This window comes from Trichormus sp. NMC-1, assembly GCF_001858025.1.
Taxonomy (GTDB): Bacteria; Cyanobacteriota; Cyanobacteriia; order Cyanobacteriales; family Nostocaceae; genus Anabaena.
Genome location: NZ_LZQD01000006.1, coordinates 273,132 through 298,957, shown reverse-complemented (window position 1 = coordinate 298,957; position 25,826 = coordinate 273,132). Strand labels below are relative to the sequence as shown.

Sequence of the window (25,826 nt, the reverse complement as noted above, 5' to 3'; positions counted from 1 at the left end):
ATTCTGTACCTCATTGATCTGCAATCTGCTGTATGTAAGAAAATTCTGTTGCCTGTTAAGATCAAGATTAAAGGATTAGCAGGGTGATTTTAACCTCATCCAAAATAGTGGTGCTAGAAGAGGAAGGTTCCAGGTAAGAGAGTGCATCAATACCCAAGCGATAAGGAACATCTGCTAAAGCGATAATTTCCCCAGTTTCACTGGTATCAATAACGTACCATTTTGAGGCATTATTTTGAGCTTGTTTGGGGACGAAGCGAATAATAGCTTTACTCAACCGAGATGAGTTTTCATAGCGATAATCCAAACTCCAAACTCCAAACTCCAAACTCCAAACTCCAAACTCCAAACTCCAAACTCCAAACTCCAAACTCCAAACTCCAAACTCCAAACTCCAAACTCCAAACTCCAAACTCCAAACTCCAAACTCCAAACTCCAAACTCCAAACTCCAAACTCCAAACTCCAAACTCCAAACTCCAAACTCCAAACTCCAAACTCCAAACTCCAAACTCCAAACTCCAAACTCCAAACTCCAAACTCCAAACTCCAAACTCCAAACTCCAAACTCCAAACTCCAAACTCCAAACTCCAAACTCCAAACTCCAAACTCCAAACTCCAAACTCCAAACTCCAAACTCCAAACTCCAAAATCCTTTGACCGTAATCTTACTGAAGACAAAGACATGAGTAAAATCTAAAAATACGATTAAGCTGAATCGCTTACCATAGTAAGATACTAAATGATTTTATCAAAGCAATGGCCTCCATCCCTCCATTAGACCTGAGGACAGGTATGGAAAAAGAAAATTTATTACGTCGGATTACAAATCGCATTAGACCATCCTTAGAGTTAGAAGACATTATCACAGTAGTCTCGGCTGAAGTTCGCTCTTTACTGGGAACTGACCGAGTCATGATTTACAAATTTCATGCTGATGGTAGTGGTGAGGTTATTGCTGAATCTATTTATGAAAATCGTTTACCGTCTTTATTGGGGTTGAATTTTCCTGCGGATGACATTCCTCTCCACGCGCGGGAAATGTTTATTAAGTCGCGGGTGCGTTCTGTAGTAAATGTTGATTCTAGAGAGATTGGTCAATGTCCTCAGCGTGATCTGGAAACCGGAGAAATTATCTCTGAGGAGATTATTTATCGGACATTAGATCCATGTCATGTAGAATATTTGACGGCTTTGGGTGTTAAATCTTCTGTAGTTGCGCCGATTATTTATCAAGATGAACTTTGGGGATTGTTAGTATCTCATCATTCTCAAGCTCGTGATGTGGCAGAATCTGAACTAGAAGTGATGCAAATGGTAGTAGAGCAGTTACCCATAGCGATCGCTCAAAATCACCTCCTCACCCAAGCCCGCGCCAAAGCCGAACAAGAAACTATCATTAACAGCATTGGTACTTTACTCCATTCACTACCAACGATAGTTTTACAACCACCATTAGAAGCCACAGTGGCCGCTTTTAAGGGAGTTGGAGGCAGATTATGTATCAGACAAAGCACCTTTGACTTTGAAAATAGCAGCTTTAGAAGCTTATCTGAATGTTTAATTCCTGGTAGGGATTGTTTTGAACTTTATACCTGTGGACAGCAACCTGAAATTCCAGCCCAAAGCAAATATCCCTTATTAGAGCAGTATAGTGTCTGGCAGGAACATTATAAATTTGGTGAATATGAAGTTTGGGCAATTTCCGACATCTATGAAAATCCGAATTTAAGAAATGTACAAGTTGCTTTTAAACCCACAAAAATTCGCAGCATCTTGATGATTCCGCTCCACTATCGTCAGCAATTGGTGGGCTATTTAAGTATTTTTCGTAATGAACTAGATACAGAAACCCTTTGGGCTGGACAATTTGATCCAGATCATCGGCAAATTTACCCCCGGCTATCTTTTGAAATTTGGCGAGAAACTAAAAAAGCACAACCTCAAAAATGGACAAATGAAGAAATTAATTTAGCGAAAGAAATCAGTAAACACTTTGCTTCCGCAATTCAGCAATATGAACTTTACCAACAAGTACAAGCATTTAATGAAAACTTAGAAAAACAAGTTCAGAAGCGAACATTAGAAATGCAAAGGACTGCTGAACAACAACAAGCAGTATTTGGAGTTATTAACAAGATTCGTGAATCTCTAGAAATTGAAACTATTTTTCAAACCACCACTAAGGAAGTTTGCCAATTAATCAAAGCTGATCGTGTTTCTGTTTATAAATTCAGTGCCGATTGGGGTGGGCAATTTGTCGGTGATTTTGAAGCTGCTAGTCCCAACTGGTTAAATGATACTAAACTGGGAATCAATACAATTTGGAATGATACTTATTTACAAGAAACCAAGGGAGGACGCTACCAAAATAATGAAACTTTTGCTGTAGATGATATCTATAAAATGGGTTTTGCTCCCTGTCATGTTGATAATTTAGAGCAGTTTCAAATTCTGGCTTTTGTGTTGGCTCCTATTTTTGTAGGCAAAAAACTTTGGGGTTTACTTTGTACTTATCAACACTCCAGTTCCAGAAAATGGCAATACACAGAAGTTAGTTTCATTAGTCAGATTGCTTCCCAATTAGGGGTAGCGATTCAACAAGCTGAATTACTAGTGAAAACTAAACAGCAAGCTGAACAATTAACGCAAACTCTGCATGAATTACAATCAACTCAAACCCAACTTATTCAAACTGAAAAAATGTCTTCTTTGGGGCAACTTGTAGCAGGTGTTGCCCATGAAATTAATAATCCAGTTAACTTTATATCTGGCAATCTTGTCCATATCAATGAATATGCTGAAGATTTACTCAGTATGCTCCATCTTTATCAGCAGGAATGCCCAGAACCCAGTTTAGAGATTGTGGAACGAGCAGAAGAATTAGATTTAGAATTTCTGATTGAAGATTTACCAAAAAGTTTATCTTCTATGCAAATTGGAGTTGACAGAATTCGGCAAATCGTCTTATCTCTGCGAAATTTTTCACGCCTTGATGAGTCAGAAATGAAGGAAGTGAATATCCATGATGGCATTGATAGCACTTTACTGATTTTACAGCATCGCTTAAAAGCCAGACCAGAAAGTCCGAACATTCAAATAATCAAAGAATATGGCAATTTACCTTTGGTAGAGTGTTATCCTGGACAACTAAATCAAGTATTTATGAATGTTTTAAGTAATGCAATTGATGCCTTAGAAAATTATAAAACATTTAAATCAGAAAATACCCAATTAGGGAAAATTACTATTTGTACTTCTATAGGTGAAATGAATGAAAATGTGCAGAGTGCAGTAATTCGTATTAGTGACAATGGACCAGGAATGCCCAAAGCTCAAAAGGCAAGAATATTTGACCCATTTTTCACTACTAAGCCAGTGGGTAAAGGTACTGGCTTGGGGTTATCAATTAGTTATCAAATTGTGGTGGAAAAACACGGCGGTGTATTTAAATGTGATTCACAACCAAATGTAGGTACAGAATTCTGGATTGAAATTCCCATTTTCCACATCACCTAATCTCGTATCTCGTTCCCAGTCTCTGACTCTTAATGCTATGGCGTTTATCACAATCACCCCACCCCCAACCCCCTCCCCGCAAGCGAGGAGGGGGCTAAGATGTACTTCATAAGAGCGGAAACCGTGTATAGTTTTTTGATAAATTGATGTAACCTAATTGAGAGGGGAGATTAGGTAAGAGGAAAGCTCAATCATTACAGACCTTAACATAATCACCGTTAGCATCTGGCACCCATCTACAAGATAAATCGCGCTTAAACATATCCCACAGGGCAGCATCCGCCTCTTGCATCCGTTGCCTTTTCTGCTCATTTTCTTTTCGGACTAGGGCATCGTAGGCTTTATCATCAGCTGATGATAAAGTTGCTTTCCACGCTCTATACTCCTCTCTCGGAGTACGTGAAATCACGGGGTCAATTCTGGCATACCATTGTTCATGTGTTTCATTACTTCTCTTATTTAAAATGCGTTGAAGTATTCGGTTGCCAGGTTTTGTTGGGGCTACACTTCCATTATTAACTAGAGGTTGAGAACTGGTTGAATTATTACTATCGCGAATAGCATTCTGAAACTCTAGGTCAAGGTCTTGTGGAGTTTGAGTAGTTCCTTTGGGACTAATGCCAAATCCGCTCCCAAGAAAATCAGCAATAGGCTGATGTCGGAGATCGCGTTTGGCTTTCTGGATAATCTCGTAAACCTCTCGTTCTTCAGGAGAAAGACTATTCACATATTGCTGCTCCTTCTGGTTTACTAAGTCTGTAGATTGAGAGGGGCGTTGGGAGGGTGTCCTAGGTGTCCTACGCGACCTTCTCACCTTACGCCTTATCGGGATGATATCTTTGATGTCAAAAGCAAGAAGGGATTCACCTCTATTGGCAACCGATGTGGCAGAAGATTGCCCTAGAGCTGGAAGAGGACTTATCAGTAGAGCACTCATCAAAACTAAGCTAATCATATTTCTACTGTAAGGTAGCTCAATTTGAGCATCAGCACTGGCAGCAGAACGACACAGAGTATTGCTAAAGTGAGTTGGCATATATGAATTGATTAATCTAAGTACACATTTAAGATTGTAGCATAGCAGCAGATAAAGCTGATATTGGCACGTTGACCCCAGCATCTCTGAGTGCAAGGTACACGTTTGGCGAACGCCATAGCACGGGTATACCCCTAGCAAGTAGGGGCTTCTGCCCGAATTTACCAAAATGATAAATTTTCTAACTCTGTCATTACCTGGCTAAATTTATTTACAGGAATTTCTTTTGTAGAAGCCAAGTTAAACTTTGCGATCGCTCCTCTAACATCATCCTCAGTTACAGCAGAATTCAGGAGACGCTTGGCAGACCTATGGCTTACGCCACGCTGCGCTATCGGTTCAGGAGTCAGGAGTAAAACTGGCGGAGGCTTATATTAAAAATAATCGGTATTCTATTTTCCATACAGAGTATGGAAATGAATTTTAGTAATAGTAGAGGCAGAGCCTCTGTAATAGCATTCCCAGTTGGAAACTGGGAACGAGTTAACCCAAGATTCAAAATTGAACTATTTCTAATTCCTAAGTTGTACAGGCATAGCTAAATAGGTCATTTTTAAACCGCCCAAAGGTGTAAAAATTACTGGCGTGAGACTTTGATTTAAATGCATTTGAATTTCTGAAGATGGTAACTCTTTCAAGCCTTCCATTAAATATTTGACATTAAAGGCAATATCTATATCTTCCCCAGATATTTGTGCCGGCATTGATTCTGTACCACTACCCACATCTTGGGCTTCACAAGATAAAGTAATTTCTTGATTGGCGTTATCAATGCTAACTTTGACAATATTATTTTTCTGATCTGCTAACACAGCAATTCGCTCTAAAGTGCTAATAAATTGCCGCCGTTCAATAGTAACTTGTCGCTCAAATTGGCGGGGAATTAATTGCCGATACGCGGGATATTGTCCTTCTAAAGTTCGGCTGGTTAGGCGTTGATTTTGCCAAGCAAACACTATTTGACCTTGATCAAAATATAAGGCTACAGTTTCTTCTGAGGAGCTATGAGCTAACATCCGTTGTAGTTCCCGTAATGCTCTTGCGGGTACTGTTACCTCAAGTTGACTGCTACCCTCCAGCGGACGCTCATTAGTTGTTTCTAGCACAGCTAAACGGTGTCCGTCAGTCGCTGCAAATTCTAAGGTGTCTTGTTTAACTGTTAAATGCACACCCGTGAGAACTTGTTTGGTTTCATCAGCACTAGTAGCAAATAATGAACCTCTTAATCCTTCAATTAAAGCAGCCGTGGTGAGGTGAATTGCTTCTGAATTTTCAATTATGGGTAATTCGGGAAATTCTTCTGCTCCCATAGCGCGGACTTGATACTTACCGCTTTTGGGTTTGAGAGTGACAATGATACCTTCTCCGGTGTTGTCCCCTGATTCATCGTCTAGGGTGATTTCACCTTCTGGTAAGCGAGAGGTGATATCTACAAGTAGTTTAGCAGGAAGTGCGATCGCTCCCCCTTCTAATACTTCAGCACTAAAACTGGTGCGGATACCCAAGCTGAGATCAAAGGCTGTTAAGCTGACTTGGTTAGTTTGAGCGTCCGCTTGCAGCAGTACGTTAGCAAGTACGGGATGAGTTGGCCTTGATGGTACTGCACGACTGACGAGTGATAGGTTGGTACTGAGATCGCTTTGAGCGCAAACTAATTTCATAAATCTGAGATACAGCTGGTGAAGGATAATGGTAACAAATTTTGGACTGGGGATTGAAATACAATTCGATATCCGAAAGCATATAAATATTCAATGACGCAGCAAAGCTATGAAACCTGCTTGTTCAAAGTGTTTATCATAAGCAAGAGCCTCTAAAATATTTTGCATCTCCATAATTTTAAATGACGCACAATCTGTATGACTCCAACCTTGATCTAGACGTTGGTTATATAATTCGAGTGCGCTGATAAACAGTTCACTCGTTTGAGGAACAATCTCAATATTAGAATTGCTAAAAGATTGATTAATTAGACTAATTGCTGCTCTCTTAAAATTACTTCCTTGTTTAGAAAAAGCATTCAACAATTCAGTGAATACCATTTCACTGGTAACTATGCGGACATTAGGCAATAAAGATGCAGTCACACTTCTAGCTTTAAGATGCAATTCATCGTTAGGATTTAGTAGAGCAATCCAGTAACCTGTGTCAGCAAATACTTTTTTCATTCTTCACTCTTGGGTGAACCATATAGATAGTGATCTAAATTTTTTGACATATCAGATGGTAGCTTTTCCCATTCTGATTGAGGAATTTGGCTACTGACATCATCAATGAAATTAAAAAAAGATTGTGATGCTAAGGTATCGGTAAAATCTCCAGTTCTATTTTCGGAAACTCTTTGCTTAAACCTGTTTTTAATGAACAGTAAGAAATTTAATACTTCTTGGATTAAAAAGTCAGGGGTTTGAGAAATTTCTTTGATTAGTTCTTCTTTTACTGTCATGACTTCACCTCGTTTATTGCGTTAATTATATCATCTTAGCAATAGCTTAGATTTATTTCGCTAATTTGAAATTAATAGATGGTAATAAAAGATTTAATCATATTTAGTAATGGCTGTATAAATATCTCTACTATTGGCTTGGCAAAAGCAACTAAAACCGAAATAGCAATTCCAAAAAAAATAGCCTGTTGAATAGAATATTTCTCTACTTTTTTCTCTAGATCATCCAAACGTGTTTTTAAATAAGGAAGAGAAGAAACTAAATCAGGACTATTCATTAAGTCAGAGGGAATTGAACTATAACCGATCTTATTTCGTGGATTATCATCTTCTTTATCTAAGTCTGCATACCATATAGAAAAAACCCTTTCACCTCTTTCTATATGAAGGTGAAGAGGTCCAGCATTATAAACAGCAAAAATTAGTTTGCCACAATGACCAGGATCTACATGAAGACCTGAAACATTAATCAAGCCCTTTGATTTAAATTTAAATCTAATTGAAATAAATGCAAGTGCATTGTTAGGAATTTTGATTTCTTCAGAAGTTATTAGAAATGCAAACTGTCCTGGAGGGATAGGAACAGTATCTTTCTCACTAAGAGGAATTTTTTTTCGTTCTTTCAGAGGTGTATCAGGAAGGGGTGAAATATAAACTTCTTCCCCTAAACACAATTGGTATGATGCAGACTCAATTTGATCATCATTAAATGGTTCAATTAAACTAGGAAGACGAGAACGCAAAGTCTGTGATGACCAAAAACTCATTTTTATTTCCTCAAGATATGATTAAATGAAAGTTTTCTATTAATAGAGGCGAAATACCAACTAGACTTCTTACTTTAAATTACACCAATTTGATAAGTTATTAAACCTGCATCAATATCAATAACTACCGTTCCTCCCCGATTTTTTTCTACCTGTCGCCAGACATCATAACCCATGAGAATAGCCCTCTCCCAATCTCCTAGCGAACAACAAGAAACTTCTAAATGAGATGTCATATTTTTAATAGTCTTCAATAGTTGATAATCTAATGTTGAAACACCTTCTAAGAAACCATGATCTTTAGCATAACTAAATACAAGTGCTGCTATACCTTCTTCAATAGCTACCGCACGACCTCCATCTTCTACTTCGTCAATAAGATGATTACTTTTACGCTTACGTTTAAGCATACTACGAGTAACCACCGACCAACCCAAAACTGCGGCGTAGGAAAAATGAAAAATGTCATGAAAGCGGTAGCCATCACTTTTATAAGAATTATCAGTGAGGTCATTTCCAATCTGTTCTTTGTTTATAAATGCCTTCATTTTGACTGAATTATCTCGGCTTATCTCTGTAATTTCTACTTCAAATTGTCGTGGTAAACTTTCATGTTCGGGAAAGTCATTATCAAAGATGTAACTTGTATTTTTATTATCTGTTTCAGGTGAATTTCTCCATCCCCAACGGTCATTGCACTTTGTTAAATTATCTTCTGCAATTTCTTGTAAATTCAGGTTAAATTTACTGGCTATATTGGAAATATACCAAAGCATATCTCCTAATTCTTCAGAGATTCCTTCTTCAAATAATTTGTGTGCATCACCGTCTCGTAAATGTTTTTTATATTCTGTCATCAATGAACCAACTTCACCAACTAAACCTAATAGCGGGATGATTAATTCACTACCTTCTACAGCAGGAATTTGATCTGTATTTAGTGCTTGTGTTTGATATTCAGAAAAATTCATAATGCAATTCCTTCTATTAAAAAATTTGACTTTATGGATAATAATATTTAGTTAATTTTGAGGAAAAATAATTGCTTGCGTATTCTTTTTAAGATATAAAGGATGGCGTGGATATCCATATTTTGTTAACCCTAAACAGTAAAGAGGTTTTTGGACAGAAATAAGATTGATAACTTCTTGATCTCGTTTTTTTAAGTTGCCTTTTGTACCCCATGCTAAAATAATTTTAGATGTATTATTTATTGCTAATTCTAGATAGTAATTATTTTCTTTTCCTACAGGTTCATCTACCTGACGAAGTTCACGCGGGTTTGTAGCAATATAAGCAAACAAATTCACCACTTCAAGAGAACCATAACCCCAAGATTTAGCAAAGTTAATACATTTACGAAGTGTGGGATCATCTTTTTCTTGGTCAGCGATGCTTGGGTTAAGCATGACAAAAGTAACTTGCTGTAAATTTTTATCCCATTTACGTCCCAGTACGTAGCGGTAATTTCCATCAATCTTTGCATATTTTTCCATTTGACCATACTTTCCTGTTCATGAATCAAAATTTCTAATTATTAAGACATATCAAAACAAACACAACTGATGAGATTTTTCTGTATCTGCATTTTGCACAGCTTTTAATTTTTTATTCTGAGTATTCTGCTGAGATTTTTTATGCAATTTTGATAAATTATCCGATATCTTAGATGTAGGTTTCACGAAAGAATCTAACTCTAAAGATAACTGCTGACAATTATCTTGCAAGTTAGGAATTTCTAATGGTGGCAATCTCTCTGCTAAAGTTTCTTTAACTTTATCATTAATACACCATTTAGGTGGATAAAAATAATCAATTGGTTGAGGAGTTGGAGTAAATTTGGCTTTTATCTTTTTGCGATTACTTTTTAAATCAGGAAATGCGGCTCGACAGTATTTATCAGTTTCACAAAAAAGATTTTGACAGTCTATAGCTTGTAGCGGACGACCCCAGAGCGATTGAAAATTTAATCCCAAACGTTGAAATTCATTTTCTTGATTTTCTGTCATCCAATGAATGACATCAGCATAACTTTTTCCCTCAATATCAATAAAACATTTGTTTATACCGCGTTCTGCTCCTGGTCCTGCTATGGTAAAACTATTTTCATCAAAATTAATAACTTCACTATAGTTAATATCTGTTGCTAATTGGTAAGCCATAAACTTACCTAACAATGGATATCCTTCAATAATATGAAAAATCTCCTCAAAACTTTTAGCTTTGACTATGGGATTAATTACCTTATCTTGGAAAACCATTTTATCAATTAATGCCAAATGATTTTGGTGTTTTTTATCATAACCGAACTCTTTACTAGCACAAGACATATATGCACTTGTATAAATCACATAGCCAAGATCCATAGCATCTTGTAATATGTTTGAATATATGTCTAAATCAAAATTAGACAGTGTAATATAATCTCCTATTTTGTTTTCTAAATATTCCCAAGTTTCTATTTTATTAAAAATTTTAAATAGCAAAATCCTAAATAATACTTCCTCTTCATTTTGACTCCTATTCCCATTGTAAATTACATTTTTGATCAGATATTGAGAAACCCGATCACTGACTCGATAAGCATTACAAAATTTATAAGTATTAAGAATAGGATCACTCGTCCAAGGTGGAGGTACATTTTTAATTTTGTTGAAAAATACTTCTTGGCGCATAGCAGAAAATCGCCAATAGGTATCAAAAATTTCTTGTCTTACTTTCATACACTGCTCTCCTGGCTTATCGTCATCAGTTTTCCTCAATTATGGGGTAATACAGTCCAGTTAAATCCAAAAATCAACATTATCAGAGTTTTTGTTAGGTTGTGCTGTTGCTTAACTCAACCTACCATTTTCTTAACTTAACTTGCAAAAATCTCTAAAAACGTAAAAACACTCAAAAATCCCTTTGCGCCTTTGCGCCTTTGCGTGAGACTAGGCTTAATCAGAAATTCATCACACTCAGGAGAGCAAAATCTGAAACCTTTATTTAACAAGGCTTGGAGTATTACGAATTACGAATTATTTTAATCCAAGTTTCACAGGTGGGACGAGATAGCTGCTAATTGCCACAATAGAAGAAAGAGCAAGCAATCATTTAACTTTAAACTCTAATTAATCTGGTCTACACCAAGTAGCCAATATCCTACCACTCAGGGACTAACACGGAGACTAAACTACACATGAAGACAAATAATCACAACCTAACAGCCAAAAATATGGATACCAAGTTTTTGTTCCACACATTGGGAACCAAAAAAAGAGGCTGGATATTAACTGGTTTAGCAATTGTGCTTATTGGTGGCTGTTCTCGTATGAATAGCAAGACTTTAGAAGCCGAACAAAATATTCCTCAAAGTCAGAATACTCCAGTAGTGGCTCCTCCTGCCATGATTTCCTCCTCTGGAGATCCTAACTTTATAGTTAAAGTAGTACAAAATGTTGGTGGTGCTGTGGTTCGCATTGATTCTACCCGAACCATCACATCTCAACCAGCAGAAGAATTTGGCGATCCATTTTTCCAGCGGTTTTTCAGCGATAGAGTCCCACAACCAAGAGAAAGAGTAGAAAGAGGTAGCGGATCAGGATTTATAATTAATTCCTCTGGGCAAATTTTGACTAATTCCCACGTAGTAGACGGCGCGGATAGAGTAACAGTTACACTCAAAGATGGACGTACTTTTAACGGTAAAGTCTTGGGTGAAGATCCAGTAACAGATGTAGCGATGATTCAAATTGACGCTAATAATCTACCCACCTTAGCTCTAGGTAATTCCGATATTTTACAACCCGGAGAACCTGTGATTGCCATTGGTAATCCTTTAGGTTTAAATAATACTGTCACCTCTGGAATTATCAGTGCTATGGGTCGTTCTGGTAGTGAAATTGGCGCTACTGATAAACGTGTAGATTATTTACAAACAGATGCAGCAATTAATCCTGGTAATTCTGGCGGACCACTACTAAATGCTCGTGGTGAAGTGATAGGAATGAATACAGCAATTATCCAAGGCGCTCAAGGTTTAGGATTTGCAATTCCTATTAATACAGTGCAGAAAATATCTCAGGAATTAATTACTAAAGGTAGGGCAGATCATCCATATTTGGGTATTCAAATGGTGACGCTAACACCTGAAGTTAAGGAAAAAGTTATTAGTACATTTGGCGATCGCGTGAATTTAGTCGCAGATCAAGGAGTTTTATTATTAAGAATTGCCCCTAACTCACCAGCAGCAATTGGTAGACTCCGCCCAGGTGATGTAATCAAAAGCATTAATAACCAACCTGTTAGTAAAGTAGAGGAAGTACAAAAGCTAGTGGAAAATAGTAAAATTGGTAGTCCATTACCAATCCAAGTAGAGCGAAATGGGCAAACAATTCAAGTTACAGTTAAACCTGCACCTTTACCCATTAGGAATGAAAGTTGATTTTAGATATTTATCAAGATTAAATCCCAATTTATAGGAGTTTATTTCATGACTGAATTAGCGCCAATTATTCAATTAGGTAATCCGATATTACGCCAAAAAGCTGTGGAGATTGAAAATATTCAAGATGAGCATATCCAACAACTCATCGACGATTTAATCGCCACTGTTGCCCAAGCTAACGGCGTAGGAATTGCATCTCCCCAAGTAGCAGAATCTTATCGTTTATTTATTGTCGCTTCCCGACCTAATGCTCGGTATCCCCATGCGCCGGAAATGGAACCAACAGCAATGATTAATCCCCAAATCATTTCTCATTCAACTGAAGTTGTCAAAGGTTGGGAAGGTTGTTTAAGTGTTCCGGGAATTAGGGGTTTAGTTCCTAGATATCAAAAAATTAAAATTGAATATACAGATAGAAATGGGAATTTGCAAAAACAAGAATTAACTGATTTTGTAGCGCGAATTTTTCAACATGAATATGATCATTTGGAAGGAAAAGTGTTTTTAGATAGGGTAGAATCTACCTATGACTTGCTAACAGAGGCAGAATATCAAAAGCAGATAATTGGTATAGCAGGTGAGAGGTGACAGTTGACAGGTGACAGGTGACAGGATCAGCAAACCCTAATTATTTACCTCAAGGGTAAACATCAGCAAAAATGCTGAATAGTGGTGCTATGAACGGTTATTCTGATTTTTAGCCCCTTTGAATATGAATTATGAAAAAGCTGATTAATCAACCGGAAAACTTTGTTAGGGAAAGTCTAGAAGGAATGGCTGTGGCTCATGGTGATTTAATAAAGGTAAATTATGAGCCAACTTTTGTCTATCGTGCCGATGCACCTATTCAGGGAAAGGTAGCAATTATTTCTGGGGGTGGAAGTGGTCACGAACCAATGCACGCTGGCTTTGTTGGTGACGGAATGCTTGATGCTGCTTGTCCTGGGGAAGTTTTCACCTCACCCACACCTGACCAAATGTTAGCCGCAGCGCAACAGGTAGATGGTGGTGCTGGTATTCTTTATATTGTCAAAAATTATAGTGGCGATTTGATGAATTTTGAAATGGCGACGGAATTAGCCAGAAGTGAAGGCATCCGTACCCTAAATATTATCATTGATGATGATGTAGCTGTAAAAGATAGTTTGTATACCCAAGGCAGAAGAGGTGTAGGAACAACCGTGCTGGCGGAAAAAATTTGTGGTGCAGCCGCAAAACAAGGTTATGATTTGCAGCAAGTAGCTTCCTTGTGTAGAAAGGTAAATTTGCATGGACGGAGTGTGGGAGTTGCCCTCAGTTCTTGTACAGTGCCGATGAAGGGTACACCGACTTTTGCTTTGGGAGATGATGAAATAGAATTAGGGATTGGGATTCATGGGGAACCTGGTAGAGAGAGAGTTGCCATGAAATCAGTCGATGAGATTACAGAGATTTTAGTGGAATCGCTCACTGATGATACCGCCTATAGTCGCACAGTGCGGGAGTGGAACGAAGCCACAGAGGGATGGGTAGATGTGGAACTGTTAAATAAACCCCTGCAAAAAGGCGATCGCATTCTAGCATTTGTTAACAGTATGGGTGGGACTCCCATTTCTGAACTTTATCTTGTCTATCGCAAACTAGCAGAAATCTGTGAGCAGGAAGGACTACAAATTGTCCGAAACTTAATTGGCCCCTACATCACATCTTTGGAAATGCAAGGCTGCTCAATTACCCTGCTAAAGTTGGATGATGAGATGCTGCGGTTATGGGATGCACCAGTAAAAACGCCAAGTTTACGCTGGGGAATGTGAGATGATTACTCAGGTGCAAATTGTCGAATGGTTACAGGTTTTCGCTTCTGTCATTGAGCATCATAAAGAAGATTTGACAGAATTAGATGCGGCCATAGGTGATGGTGATCATGGTATCAATATGGATCGCGGGTTAAAAAAAATCAGCAGTCAGTTAGGGAGTTTTACAGGTAAAGACATCAGCAGCATTTTCAAAGCTGTCAGCATGACTTTAATTTCCAGTATTGGTGGTGCAAGTGGACCCCTCTATGGAACTTGGTTTTTAAGGGCTAGTTCCGCAACAAATGGTAAGCAGGAATTAACAACAGAAGATACCCTCAAAGTCCTTCAGGCTGGTTTAGATGGTTTGCTAGAACGTGGTAAGGCGCAGTTAGGAGATAAAACTATGGTAGATGTGATGTCTCCGGCTGTAGGTGCTTTTGAGCAAGCTGTCAGCGAGGGTTTAGGGACTGTAGAAGCCTTGCAGATGGCGGTTACTGCGGCAGAACAAGGGTTAAAGGCAACTATCCCCATGTTAGCTAAAAAAGGCAGGGCGAGTTATCTAGGTGAGCGAAGTTTGGGACATCAAGATCCTGGAGGTACTTCTGCTTATTGGATGTTGCGGAGTTTATTGGAGGTGGTAGAAGGTACGAGGGGATCAGGCAGGGGACGCGGTGACGCGGGGACACGGTGACGCGGAGAAGGGGGGACGCGGTGACGCGGGGAAAGAAGAGGACATCTGACTGAAAAGACGGGACACAAGCCCCGTCCTTCTAGGACGGCTTTTCTTGATTCTTAATATACTCTTTTAATATTTCTAGTGGCGCACCCCCGACTGAAATAGCAAAATAACTGGGACTCCATAGAGATTCTTCGTGGGGTTTTTTATATCCGGCTTGTCCATATCTGCGGCTGGATACCCCTTTTAGAGCATTTACTATTTGAGAAACGGATAATTTAGGAGGATATTCAATCAGTGCATGGACGTGATTTCCTTCACCATTGAATTCAAGCACTTTAAAATTCATTTTTTCAGCCACCTCACGAAATGTTTTTTCAGTATGTCAAAACCTAAATACAAGCTAAATAAATGCGGGTTTTAGGATGTGGACAAGGAATAATAGAATGGGTAACTAACTGGCTAAGGTATTACAGTGGTTGGCATTGTTATCGTTTCTCACAGTAAACAATTAGCGCTGGGAGTGCGGGAACTAGCCGCACAGATGGTTCAAGGACAAGTTCCTCTTGCTGTTGCAGCGGGGATTGATGATCCTGCAAATCCACTAGGTACAGATGCCATACAGGTTTATGAAGCGATCTCATCTGTATTGTGTGATGATGGTGTTCTAGTACTGATGGATTTGGGTAGTGCTTTGATGAGCGCGGAAATGGCGCTAGAGTTTCTATCCCCAGAACAGCGAGAAAAAGTATATTTGTGTGCCGCACCTCTGGTAGAAGGGGCTGTGGTGGCTGCTGTAGCTGCGGCTGCGGGAAAAGACATACACCAAGTTATCGCCGAAGCACAGGGCGCATTAGTATCAAAAGCCACGCAGTTAGGTTTTATTAGTAGGGCTGGATTTAACCAATCAATAGACGGAAAACCAGCAATGCCCTTATCAGTAAGTAGCCAACCTATCCTCAATGAAGAAATTCCTACGAGAGAAATTAGACTTACAGTTAATAATCGCTTAGGTTTACACGCTCGTCCTGCGGCTCAATTTGTAGGAACTGCATCCCGGTTTAAATCCCAAATTAGAGTCCAAAATTTAACCAGAAATACGGAAGCAGTTCGGGGTGACAGTATAAATCAGGTCACAACTTTGGGAGTGCGTCAAGGACATGAATTGCTGATTACTGCTACTGGTGTTGATGCCCAAGAAGTGCTGACGGCATTGCAAGCTTTAATTACCAACAACTTTGGCGAAGATAATACTATTGTCGAATTACCACCCGCTGTCCCGCAAGAAGAGACACCGCCTCAGCAAGGGGAAATTATCGGTATTGCGGCTTCTCCAGGAATAGCGATCGCACCAATAGTTCATTATCAATCTGCCACTATTGCAATTACCGAATATCATATAGAAAATGTAGAAATAGAGTGGCAAAGATTACAATCAGCTATGCAAATAGCTAAACAGGAAATTCAAACTTTGCTCTCCCACGCCTCTATTCAAATTGGGGACGCAGACGCAGCTATTTTTGATGCCCATTTATTATTTTTAGCAGATCCTGTATTACTAGAAGCCGTCAAAAAGAGTATTTTTGAAAAACGCCTCAATGCAGAAGCAGCTTGGCAAGCTGTAGTAGACGAAGTAGCAAATTCCTACCGCAGACTTGAAGATGCTTATTTGCAAGAACGAGTGGATGATGTTGTCGATGTGGGGCGGAGGGTGTTAAGAATATTACTGGGAAACTCACCCTCTGACTTAGACTTGACAGAACCATCAATTATCATTGCCAGTGATTTAACTCCTTCAGATACAGCCAAGCTTGATCCCACCAAGGTTTTGGGTATTTGTATGACTTCGGGTAGTGCTACTTCCCATACTGCAATTATCGCCCGGACATTGGGGATTCCTGCGGTTTTGGGTATCGATGCTCAGGTGTTAAACTTGGAAAGCGGCACTTTGCTCGGACTAGATGGGGAAATTGGCAGGGCTTGGATAGCACCAACAGCGGCTACCTTAGCTAGATTAGAAACCAAACAGCGAGTCTGGCGAACAGCCCAAGAAGAAGCAAGAAAAAAGGCACATCAGCCAGCAATTACCCGTGATGGGCGACAAATTCAGGTTTTTGCGAATATTGGTAGCCTTGCAGATGTTCAAGTCGCTGTCGCTAATGGTGCAGAGGGAGTGGGATTACTACGGACTGAATTTTTGTATCTTGATCGGACAAGTGCGCCTGGAGAAGAAGAACAATTAGCAGTTTATCAAGCGATCGCTCAAGTTCTCGAAAATCGACCTTTAATTATTCGCACTTTAGATGTAGGTGGAGATAAACCACTCCCTTATCTAAGTACAGGAGTTGCAGAAGCTAATCCCTTTTTAGGTGTGCGGGGAATTCGTTTCTGTTTAGCAAATCCGCAATTATTGAAAACCCAATTACGAGCAATTTTACGTGCTAGTGCCGGCAATATGATCAAAGTCATGTGGCCGATGATTGTCACTTTAACAGAAGTCAGAGCCGCAAAGGCAATTTTGACTGAGGTACAAAGGGAACTGCGGGAAGCGGGTATAGCTTTTGATGAGAAAATGGAAGTGGGAATGATGATTGAAACACCCGCAGCCGTTGCTATAGCTGATCAATTAGCGAGGGAAGTTGATTTCTTCAGTATTGGCACAAATGATTTAAGCCAGTATGTCATGGCAGGCGATCGCACTAATCCTAGAGTAGCAACTTTAGCAGATGCCATGCACCCCGCTGTTTTGCGAATGATCCAGCAAACAGTACAAGCTGCTCATAAAGAGAGTATTTGGGTAGGATTATGTGGAGAAGTCGCAGCAGACGTTTTCGTTGCACCAATTTTATTAGGTTTAGGTTTGGATGAATTGAGTGTCAATCCCCAAGCTATAGCCCCACTCAAACAGGCAATCTCACATTTAACTATAACTGAAGCCCAAGCGATCGCATCTGTGGCATTACAGCAAGATTCCGCAACCAGCGTCAGAGAGTTAGTTTATCCAATTGGCTAAAATCACAAAAAAAGGGAACAGGGAACAGGGAACAGGGAATAGATAAGAAACTTTAGTTCTGAGTTTAAAGCTCATTCAAGTCGCTTCTCTACGAGACGCTGCGCGAACGCTCCAATTAAAAAAAGGTCATTATTTCAATCTCATGTTTTCAAACATGAGTTTTTTCTGTTAAGAGTTGCCCGTTAAGAGTTCCCTCTGAACTCATCAAAAATCAGAATTTTACCCCTAACTGTCCATTGAAACCACGTATAGAATGATATCCAGCACCAAGAAAAACGTTTTTAGTAGCGTTTGCTTGCACACCACCAGAAAATGCCACACCCTGATCTTTGGAATATAAACCAACACCTACATAAGGAGAAATCACAGGTAAATTCACAAATTTTAAGATATCTACACCTGTAGAACTATCGGCACCAGTGCCGATTTCAACCCCTAAACTCAACGCCCTAGCACCGACAGCATAGGTAACTTCACCATCTTTTTCACCCACAGAAATCCAAGGTTGGGGTACAATTTGTGCTGATGCTTGATTAGGGGTAAATAAAACTAATAAACCCAGCGATGTGATAAGTATTTTCATAAAAACTACTGATTTCATTTTTTTTCACCTCACTATTTGCCACAATAAACAATCATGACGTATTTTACCTAAACTAAGTGCCTGAAAACAGAAAAGACGCAAAGCCAGAAACCTACCTCTCTGCGTTCCTCTGCGTTAAAAACTCTTACCTCTACATCCTCTCCAAAACCCTAATTCCCAACATATCTAATCCTAACTTCAACGTTCTCGCAGTTAAATCACATAACATCAACCGCGATGTTCTTACAGGTTCCTCAGATTTCAGCACCGGACAATTTTCATAAAACTTATTAAACTTATCGCTGAGATTATATAAATAATCACACAAACGATTTGGGAGTAAATCTTGTTCAACTTCACCAATCACTTCATCGAGTTGTAACAAATGTTTTGCTAAAGTAAATTCTGTATCTTCTCTCAAAATTATTTTGGCATTATCTCCCAAATTAGCAAAGTCAATATTACCTTCTCGACTAATACCTTGAGTCCTCACATAAGCATAAATCATATAAGGCGCTGTATTCCCTTTGAGGGAAAGCATCTTATCATAACTGAAAACATAATTACTAGTGCGATTTTGGCTTAAATCGGCATATTTTACCGCACTAATACCAACTACATTAGCAACGTTATTAATAAATTCTTCAGTTTCTTCTCTACCTTCTTCTTTTAATCTCGCTTCCAAATCTGCACGAGTGCGAGAAACTGCTTCATCTAACAAATCTCTTAACCGGACAGTATCCCCAGAACGAGTTTTGAATTTCTTCCCATCTTCACCTAAAACCAAACCAAAAGGAACGTGAACAATTTTCACATTATCAGGTATCCAATTGGCTTTTTTTGCTACTTGGAGAAATTGAGAAAAGTGATTAGCTTGTCCTTCATCTGTAACATAAATAATCCGCTTGGCTTGATCTTCTTGAATCCGGTAACGCAGTGCTGCTAAATCTGTAGTAGCGTAGTTATAACCACCATCAGATTTCTGGACAATTAAAGGTAAAGGTTCACCTTCTCTATTTGTAAAACCATCTAAGAAAACACATTTTGCGCCTTGGTTTTCTTCTACTAATCCTGCTGTTTCTAAATCTTCTACTACTGCTGGAAGAAAAGAATTGTAAAAAGATTCTCCCCTTTCATTTAATTTGATATCCAGCAAATCATAAATTATCTGAAATTCTTTTCGTGACTGTTCACACAAAAGCTTCCAAGCATGAAGGGTATCTTCAGCACCTGCTTGTAATCTGACAACTTCTTGACGTGCTGTTTCTTGAAAAGATTCATCTGCATCAAACCGTTGTTTAGCTTGACGATAAAAATTAACTAAATCTCCAATATCTAAAGCGTCAGCGGTGGTAAGTGCTTCTGGGTAAACTTCCCGCAAGTAGGTGATTAACATCCCAAATTGCGTACCCCAATCACCAACATGATTTAACCGCAATACATCATGTCCACGAAATTCTAAAATCCGGGCTATGCAATCACCAATAATTGTAGAACGCAAATGTCCGACGTGCATTTCTTTAGCAATATTCGGACTGGAAAAATCGACAATTTCCTTTTGGGGATTTTTCGCTGTGGGAACTCCTAACCGAGAATCTGCTTTAATTGCGTTGAGTTGTGCTTCCAGGTAGGATGTTTGCAATTTTAAATTAATAAAACCAGGCCCAGCGATTTCTGGTGGTTCGCAAATATCAGATATATCTAGTTTTTCTACAATAGCAGATGCGATCGCTCTCGGTTGCATTCCCAACTTCTTACTCAAGGATAAAGCCACATTCGCTTGAAAATCCCCAAACTTAGGATTACTCGCAGTCACCAAAATCGGATCTACCCCGGTGTAGTCAGCGCCAAACGCAGCCACCAAAGCCTGTGCTAATTTCAGTTTAAGTTGTTCTTGTGTAGCGTTCATATTCAAATATTATCTGTGTCGAAGATGCTATGGGCTGCTGAAAATTAGGATATTCCCAAACGCTCGACCATTCTAGCGTCATATCATGTCCGGTTAAAGACTTATCATTAGGGCTGACGCTCAAGACACGGGGACGCGGAGATGGGGAGATGGGGAGACGCGAGGAAAACTAAGAATTCCCTGTTCCCTGTTCCCTGTTCCCTGTTCCCTGTTCCCTGTTCCCTGTTCCCTGTTCCCTGTTCCCTGTTCCCTGTTCCCTGTTCCCTGTTCCCTGTTCCCTGTTCCCTGTTCCCTGTTCCCTGTTCCCTGTTCCCTGTTCCCTGTTCCCTGTTCCCTGTTCCCTGTTCCCTGTTCCCTGTTCCCTGTTCCCTGTTCCCTGTTCCCTGTTCCCTGTTCCCTGTTCCCTGTTCCCTGTTCCCTGTTCCCTGTTCCCTGTTCCCTGTTCCCTGTTCCCTGTTCCCTGTTTACGAATTACGAATTATTTAACAACTGTCATACTTTGAATTCGCCACACACCTTGTTTGCGAATCAAATCATAACGAACTCGTAACCGATCTTCAGAAGACTTTTTACTTTCACCCTGTTCATAAAAGTGGGTAACTTCCTTAACTGTAGCTTCTACCACAGCGTTATCTGCAACCGTCTCCTTCTGATTGACAAATTCCACCTTCACATCATGCTCGTACTTACGATAGCGGCTATCTCCTATATCTTGCTTGACAATTAACCGCCATTGTGATAGAGCAGAACCAGTCAAAATCTCATCTAAACGATTAATTTCATGATTTGGGCCTAAAGCTGCGGCCTTAGTAGATAACCAAGTTTTAATCACTTCCTCTGCTGTCGCTGTTGTTAGTTGACCTAACCCCACTTCTGGTTTGCTTTTGGGGTCAGGGATCTTGATTACTGGTTGATTGAGTTCTATAGCCAAAGGTTCTCCCTGTAAAGTTGCTTTCGGGAAAAACATATTGTTTAACCATCCCCAAGCTGTAGAAGCTAATAACCAAAAAACTAATAAACCCCCCAAAGATAAGAAAACCATCCACACTACACGGGTTTTGGCATCTAAGGTATGAGCAAAAGTGCGCCGTTGTCGAGCATGAGATGGGCGATATTCCCAAACACGATCTCGACTGTTAGGGGAAGTTGGCTTGCGTCGGCGACGCTTTTTGGTGTGACTGGGTGCAGTAGAATGAGCAGCACCATTCATGTGCTGGTGATTTCCTGCTGTCCCTATTTCTTCAGATGGCGAATGTACAGGTATCGCTGGTGTGTGACTTTCGGAAATAGGTACTTGAGGTGAGGAGAACTGAGGAGATTCAGATATTTCTCTAACTGGTGTTGCTGGGAACTCTACATCAGGTGTACGGTTGTGATGCACCTGGCGACCATTACCAGTCTCATGACTGCGATGATGGGGACTATTAGGGGGCGCAGGAAAAGGCTGGCGGTTAATTGTGTCCCATTCATTAGTGGTTTGAGCATCTGTTGGTAAAGCCTCTAAATAAGCTTGTACCTGTGCATCAGCAAAGTAATCTTTCAAAGAAGCTTTTTGTTTTGCCAAATCACGAAAGTGGGGAAATACCTCTTGTTGTAACCACAACTCACCATATAAACACAATCCTGGCAGCAAGTCTGGTGAGTCTTGAGATTTTTCTCGAATAATAGCTAAAGCTTCATATTCCTGACTCAGTTCTAAAACGCGGGTTGCTTCTTCAGTTTGTCCTAATAACAAAGCACATAAAGACTGTTCTAAATGCACATCTTGGCGCTTACCCAGACGGATTAACATTTGCTTGGCTTGACGAATTAAAGCAGGTTGGCGTTGGGTAAAACCCCTGGCTATCAAGGCATAAACTGCTAAATATGTGGACACGGCAGAGGGTCGCTTGCTTTCAGCTTCAAAGAGTTTGTGCTGTTCTGCAACGGTTAAGTGGTTGCGTAACTGTTGGATAAATCTGAGAAAGTCGTCTATGTTTAAACCAGATTGGTCATTGCCATTTCCATCCATTCCGCCCCGATCTTCTAAAATCCCCTGCAATAATCCCAATCCCTGACGGCGTTCTTTGGTTTTTTCTTGAGGTAATGCCAGTAATTCTAAGATTCGATATGGTCGCAGCTTACACAAATCCGCTGCAATTTCCTCTTGTACGCTGGGGAATATCCCTTCGCGTAATAGTAATTCCTCGCCAGTTTCTAGAGATATGGCGGCATTTTCGTAGTGACCTTGCTGCCATTGTTCCCGTCCCAGTTCTAGGCAGGCTAAGGCGACAGTGAGAATAATATCTGGTAGTTCAGGACTTGTGAAAAATTCCTCACTAGTCAGACGATTGCCGACTTTTACGGCGACGCTACGATTTTTATTGACTAGATACGGGCGACCTAGTTTGAGTACCAGTTCGTATTCGCCTAACTCTTGGAGGATTAATAAAGCCCCTACTAATTCCTCTGGAGCAATTTCGATGCTGAGACTTTGGGTATCTGCTTCGGTCTTGTTGCTTTGGGCGCGATTTTCCGATCCCAATGTCACAGATGACCTATCAGGATCATAGGCGTGGGCAAGATACTGATGATTGTAGGCGCTGCGTTCTTTGGAATCTGATAAAACCACGTAAGCTTCTTCTATGAGTTGTTTACGAGAAGATATGGCTGTAATCGAATACTCCCGTCGTGGCAATTGAACAATGCGATCGCTATACGCTTGCCGCAATTGTTCCTCACTTGCCGCTAACGGTAATCCTAAAATCCGGTAGTAATCGAGCGGAATTCGCACAGCCTACTTCCCCTGCACCGTGTTCGCGTAGTCTCTACTAGAGATCGACATAGTTCACCCAGATTATTCCAGGTATGTAAAACCGTGCCATAATAATAGCTTTAGTAATACCGTGTCAAATATACACTTAAAGTGTATATTGCCACAGCCATTTTTCTTCCTTTCGGAGAATTAATTCATATCCTAAGAATTTATGTTGGGCTTTGGTGTAGCCCACCGAAGATATCTCACTCAGCGGAGTACCGTATGCACTTGCCTAGCGAGCCTTAGCCTTCTATTTTTATCCTTAGTATATTTGCTGCAACCTTCACCTTCTCCCCCTGTTTCCGTGTCTCTTCCTTAATATCAAATTGGGCTATTCCCAGTTAATGTGTGATATTAACACGCCCTAGCATTATTTGATCCTGATAACTAGGAAATAAACAATACCATAGTTAGACTTTAATGACAACCATTTTACCAAATATAAGTATTTTTGCGTAATTTCATCTAAATTCTCGAAAACTGTTAATAGCTATGCAGAAAGCCAGCTATTCAGATTGCTACCTTAATAATTAAGAAAATGAGTAGGGAAAATTAAAAACAGCTATTTGCCTTGAGGAGCAAGAATAGGTCATAAAGAGGTCATAAAGATTAAAAATGGAAAAATTACAACTTACCCATTCCCTACAGGATTGTTTTAGTGCATAAATTAAGATTTGATTGTGAGATGTTGATTCTTGTCAACGTTGGCTTGTTAATAGCTGACGTAATATAAGACCAACTTAGATTAAAAACCGTAGCTTTAATTTGTACAACAGGAATATTTGACAATAATGCTTCAAGAACGCACGTTACCCCCATTTGATGCTGCCACAGTCCAGATTACTAAAGAAGAAGGCTTGGCTTTATACGAAGACATGACATTAGGTCGCTTCTTTGAAGATAAATGTGCCGAAATGTATTACAGGGGCAAAATGTTTGGTTTTGTCCACCTGTACAACGGTCAAGAAGCTGTTGCCAGCGGTATTATCAGAGGAGCAATGCGACCGGGTGAAGACTACGTTTCCAGCACCTACCGCGACCACGTTCATGCTTTGAGCGCCGGAGTTCCAGCAAACGAGGTAATGGCAGAATTATTTGGTAAAGCCACAGGTTGCAGCAAAGGGCGCGGTGGTTCCATGCATATGTTTTCTGCTGAACACCGTTTATTAGGTGGCTATGCTTTCGTAGCTGAAGGTATTCCCGTCGCGTCTGGGGCAGCTTTCCAAACTAAATATCGTCGGGAAGTCTTAGGAGACAAAAATGCCGACCAAGTAACCGCTTGCTTTTTTGGTGACGGTGCTTCCAACAACGGTCAATTTTTTGAAACATTGAATATGGCAGCTTTATGGAAACTGCCAATCCTGTTTGTGGTAGAAAATAATAAATGGGCGATTGGTATGGCTCACGACCGCGCCACCTCCCAACCAGAGATTTACAAAAAAGCCAGTGTGTTTAACATGGTGGGCGTGGAAGTAGACGGAATGGATGTTTTAGCAGTGCGACAAGTGGCTCAAGAAGCCGTAGCCCGCGCCCGTGCCGGAGAAGGCCCCACCTTAATCGAAGCTATGACCTATCGCTTCCGTGGTCATTCCCTTGCCGACCCAGACGAACTCCGCAGCAAAGCCGAAAAAGAATTCTGGTTTGCCCGTGACCCCATCAAAAAATTAGCTGCTTATTTGCTAGAGAAAAATCTAGCAGATGAATCAGAATTAAAAGCCATAGAGAAGAAAATTCAGGATATCATCGATGAAGCCGTAAAATTCGCCGAAAGCAGCCCCGAACCAGACCCAAGCGAGTTATATCGCTTCATTTTTGCAGAAGACGTGTAACTAGGGAACAGGTGACAGGTGACAGGTGACAGAGGTAAATTTTACCAATTACCAATCACCAATCACCATATGCCTAACGGCAGGCTACCGCCAACACCAATTATCAATCACCAATTACCAATCACCAAAAATCATGTTTTCAATTGCCATTGAACAGCAACAATACAAAACCTACATTCTTTCTGATGATAATGCTGGTACACAAATAGAAGTAGTACCAGAACGTGGCGGTATCATTACCCGTTGGCGTATTCAAGGTCAAGAAGTCTTTTATTTAGATACTGAACGCTTTACCCATCCTGATTTGAGCGTCAGAGGTGGAAATCCGATTTTGTTTCCTCTTTGCGGTAATTTACCGGATAATACTTATACCGTTAGCGGTAAACAATACACTATCAAACAACATGGTTTTGCTCGTGAATTACCTTGGGAAGCAACTGAGCAAAAAACTGACGGTAAAGCTAGTCTGACTGTTGTTCTCAAGAGCAATGAGGAAACCAAGGCAGTTTATCCTTTTGACTTTGAACTGGCTTTCACCTACGAATTACAGGGTAATACCTTAGTAGTGCGTCAGGAATATAAAAATTTGTCATCGACACCAATGCCATTTTCGGCTGGTTTCCATCCCTATTTTCTCTGTGGTGATAAAAATCAGCTAGAGGTGGAAATTCCCTCTGGACAGTATCAAGACAATAAAACCAAGGAATTCCACGCCTTTAACGGCAAATTCGACTTTAACCAGGATGAAATTGATTTTGCCTTTGGAGGGCTAACTAGTCAATCTGCCTCTGTGACAGATAACAGCCGCAGGTTAAAGCTGACGTTAGATTATGATGATTTCTCTACCTGGTTGGTTTTCTGGACGGTGAAGGGCAAAGAATTCTATTGTCTAGAGCCTTGGAGCGCCACCCGCAATGCTCTAAATACTGGTGAAAACTTGACTGTGTTAGCACCTGGAGCTAGTTGCACTGCTTCTTTCCGGTTAACGGGAAATTTTTTCTAAAACCCCTTGACAAAACTATGGTTGTTGATGGTATATTGGGAAAG

The 25,826-nt window shown here is 40.0% G+C and carries 21 protein-coding genes and 1 pseudogene; 9 read left to right on the top strand and 13 right to left on the bottom strand.

The annotated features are described in order from the left end of the window. Positions 1 to 67 precede the first annotated feature (67 nt). Entirely contained in the window at positions 68 to 643 is a 576-nt protein-coding gene (locus tag A9Y75_RS29805; protein ID WP_236721471.1) for a hypothetical protein, read from the bottom strand. A 152-nt stretch (positions 644 to 795) separates the two neighbouring features. On the opposite strand from A9Y75_RS29805, the gene A9Y75_RS19600 reads away from it, so the two are divergent. Further along, on the top strand, positions 796 to 3,519 hold the full coding sequence (locus A9Y75_RS19600) for a GAF domain-containing protein (protein ID WP_143046457.1): 2,724 nt from the start codon (positions 796 to 798) through the stop codon (positions 3,517 to 3,519). 187 nt (positions 3,520 to 3,706) lie between these two features. On the opposite strand, the gene A9Y75_RS27825 is transcribed toward A9Y75_RS19600, so the two are convergent. The 8 genes from A9Y75_RS27825 to A9Y75_RS19560 all read right to left on the bottom strand — a co-directional run bounded on the left by A9Y75_RS27825 (position 3,707) and on the right by A9Y75_RS19560 (position 10,491). Continuing rightward, positions 3,707 to 4,246: a hypothetical protein gene (locus tag A9Y75_RS27825; protein ID WP_143046456.1), complete on the bottom strand. Its 540-nt coding sequence runs from the start codon at positions 4,244 to 4,246 to the stop codon at positions 3,707 to 3,709. Positions 4,247 to 5,067: 821 nt separating this feature from the next. Then, a complete protein-coding gene (dnaN, locus tag A9Y75_RS19590; protein WP_071191207.1) occupies positions 5,068 to 6,216 on the bottom strand; it encodes a DNA polymerase III subunit beta in 1,149 nt (382 codons plus the stop codon). Positions 6,217 to 6,306: 90 nt separating this feature from the next. Continuing rightward, positions 6,307 to 6,723, bottom strand: a complete 417-nt coding sequence (locus A9Y75_RS19585; protein WP_071191206.1) for a PIN domain-containing protein — start codon at positions 6,721 to 6,723, stop codon at positions 6,307 to 6,309. After that, complete coding sequence (locus A9Y75_RS19580; RefSeq protein ID WP_071191205.1) at positions 6,720 to 7,001, bottom strand: hypothetical protein; 282 nt, start codon at positions 6,999 to 7,001, stop codon at positions 6,720 to 6,722. The genes A9Y75_RS19585 and A9Y75_RS19580 overlap by 4 nt, the downstream gene beginning before the upstream one ends. Before the next feature lie 71 nt (positions 7,002 to 7,072). Further along, positions 7,073 to 7,768 (bottom strand): hypothetical protein, encoded by a 696-nt coding sequence (locus tag A9Y75_RS19575; RefSeq protein WP_071191204.1) that lies wholly within the window; start codon positions 7,766 to 7,768, stop codon positions 7,073 to 7,075. A 74-nt stretch (positions 7,769 to 7,842) separates the two neighbouring features. Next, complete coding sequence (locus A9Y75_RS19570) at positions 7,843 to 8,739, bottom strand: nucleoside triphosphate pyrophosphohydrolase family protein (protein WP_071191203.1); 897 nt, start codon at positions 8,737 to 8,739, stop codon at positions 7,843 to 7,845. Positions 8,740 to 8,790: 51 nt separating this feature from the next. Further along, positions 8,791 to 9,264 (bottom strand): DUF1643 domain-containing protein, encoded by a 474-nt coding sequence (locus A9Y75_RS19565; RefSeq protein WP_071191202.1) that lies wholly within the window; start codon positions 9,262 to 9,264, stop codon positions 8,791 to 8,793. Positions 9,265 to 9,315: 51 nt separating this feature from the next. After that, the gene (locus A9Y75_RS19560) at positions 9,316 to 10,491 is read right to left on the bottom strand and encodes a nucleotide kinase domain-containing protein (RefSeq protein ID WP_071191201.1); all 1,176 of its coding nucleotides are present in this window, start codon (positions 10,489 to 10,491) and stop codon (positions 9,316 to 9,318) included. 458 nt (positions 10,492 to 10,949) lie between these two features. Here A9Y75_RS19560 and A9Y75_RS19555 point away from each other — a divergent pair, with 458 nt between their 5' ends. The 4 genes from A9Y75_RS19555 to dhaL all read left to right on the top strand — a co-directional run bounded on the left by A9Y75_RS19555 (position 10,950) and on the right by dhaL (position 14,663). Then, positions 10,950 to 12,194 carry an HhoA/HhoB/HtrA family serine endopeptidase gene (locus tag A9Y75_RS19555; RefSeq protein ID WP_071191200.1) on the top strand — a complete coding sequence of 415 codons (1,245 nt, stop codon included), beginning with the start codon at positions 10,950 to 10,952 and terminating at the stop codon, positions 12,192 to 12,194. A gap of 48 nt (positions 12,195 to 12,242) precedes the next feature. After that, a complete protein-coding gene (gene def, locus A9Y75_RS19550) occupies positions 12,243 to 12,785 on the top strand; it encodes a peptide deformylase (RefSeq protein ID WP_071191199.1) in 543 nt (180 codons plus the stop codon). A gap of 131 nt (positions 12,786 to 12,916) precedes the next feature. Beyond that, positions 12,917 to 13,990: a dihydroxyacetone kinase subunit DhaK gene (gene dhaK / locus A9Y75_RS19545; RefSeq protein WP_071191198.1), complete on the top strand. Its 1,074-nt coding sequence runs from the start codon at positions 12,917 to 12,919 to the stop codon at positions 13,988 to 13,990. Position 13,991: 1 nt separating this feature from the next. Next, a complete protein-coding gene (gene dhaL / locus A9Y75_RS19540) occupies positions 13,992 to 14,663 on the top strand; it encodes a dihydroxyacetone kinase subunit DhaL (protein ID WP_071191197.1) in 672 nt (223 codons plus the stop codon). Positions 14,664 to 14,742: 79 nt separating this feature from the next. Here the strand turns inward: dhaL and tnpA are convergent. Further along, positions 14,743 to 15,027 (bottom strand): annotated as a pseudogene (tnpA, locus tag A9Y75_RS19535) (IS200/IS605 family transposase); the annotation flags it as partial. A 96-nt stretch (positions 15,028 to 15,123) separates the two neighbouring features. On the opposite strand from tnpA, the gene ptsP reads away from it, so the two are divergent. Next, positions 15,124 to 17,661 carry a phosphoenolpyruvate--protein phosphotransferase gene (gene ptsP / locus A9Y75_RS19530; protein WP_177176247.1) on the top strand — a complete coding sequence of 846 codons (2,538 nt, stop codon included), beginning with the start codon at positions 15,124 to 15,126 and terminating at the stop codon, positions 17,659 to 17,661. A 211-nt stretch (positions 17,662 to 17,872) separates the two neighbouring features. On the opposite strand, the gene A9Y75_RS19525 is transcribed toward ptsP, so the two are convergent. The 3 genes from A9Y75_RS19525 to A9Y75_RS19515 form a co-directional block, all read right to left on the bottom strand. Continuing rightward, positions 17,873 to 18,262 carry a hypothetical protein gene (locus A9Y75_RS19525; protein WP_071191194.1) on the bottom strand — a complete coding sequence of 130 codons (390 nt, stop codon included), beginning with the start codon at positions 18,260 to 18,262 and terminating at the stop codon, positions 17,873 to 17,875. 133 nt (positions 18,263 to 18,395) lie between these two features. Then, on the bottom strand, positions 18,396 to 20,153 hold the full coding sequence (gene argS, locus A9Y75_RS19520; RefSeq protein ID WP_071191193.1) for an arginine--tRNA ligase: 1,758 nt from the start codon (positions 20,151 to 20,153) through the stop codon (positions 18,396 to 18,398). Positions 20,154 to 20,631: 478 nt separating this feature from the next. Further along, the gene (locus A9Y75_RS19515; RefSeq protein ID WP_071191192.1) at positions 20,632 to 22,926 is read right to left on the bottom strand and encodes an IMS domain-containing protein; all 2,295 of its coding nucleotides are present in this window, start codon (positions 22,924 to 22,926) and stop codon (positions 20,632 to 20,634) included. 815 nt (positions 22,927 to 23,741) lie between these two features. Between A9Y75_RS19515 and pdhA the strand changes: the two genes are divergently transcribed. From pdhA to A9Y75_RS19505, 3 genes are read left to right on the top strand one after another with little or no spacing between them, the layout of a single operon-like run. Further along, entirely contained in the window at positions 23,742 to 24,779 is a 1,038-nt protein-coding gene (pdhA, locus tag A9Y75_RS19510) for a pyruvate dehydrogenase (acetyl-transferring) E1 component subunit alpha (RefSeq protein ID WP_071191191.1), read from the top strand. Between the two features lie 18 nt (positions 24,780 to 24,797). Beyond that, the gene (locus A9Y75_RS30240) at positions 24,798 to 24,932 is read left to right on the top strand and encodes a hypothetical protein (protein WP_269086315.1); all 135 of its coding nucleotides are present in this window, start codon (positions 24,798 to 24,800) and stop codon (positions 24,930 to 24,932) included. Next, positions 24,913 to 25,782 carry an aldose epimerase gene (locus A9Y75_RS19505; RefSeq protein ID WP_071191238.1) on the top strand — a complete coding sequence of 290 codons (870 nt, stop codon included), beginning with the start codon at positions 24,913 to 24,915 and terminating at the stop codon, positions 25,780 to 25,782. The genes A9Y75_RS30240 and A9Y75_RS19505 overlap by 20 nt, the downstream gene beginning before the upstream one ends. Positions 25,783 to 25,826: the final 44 nt, after the last annotated feature.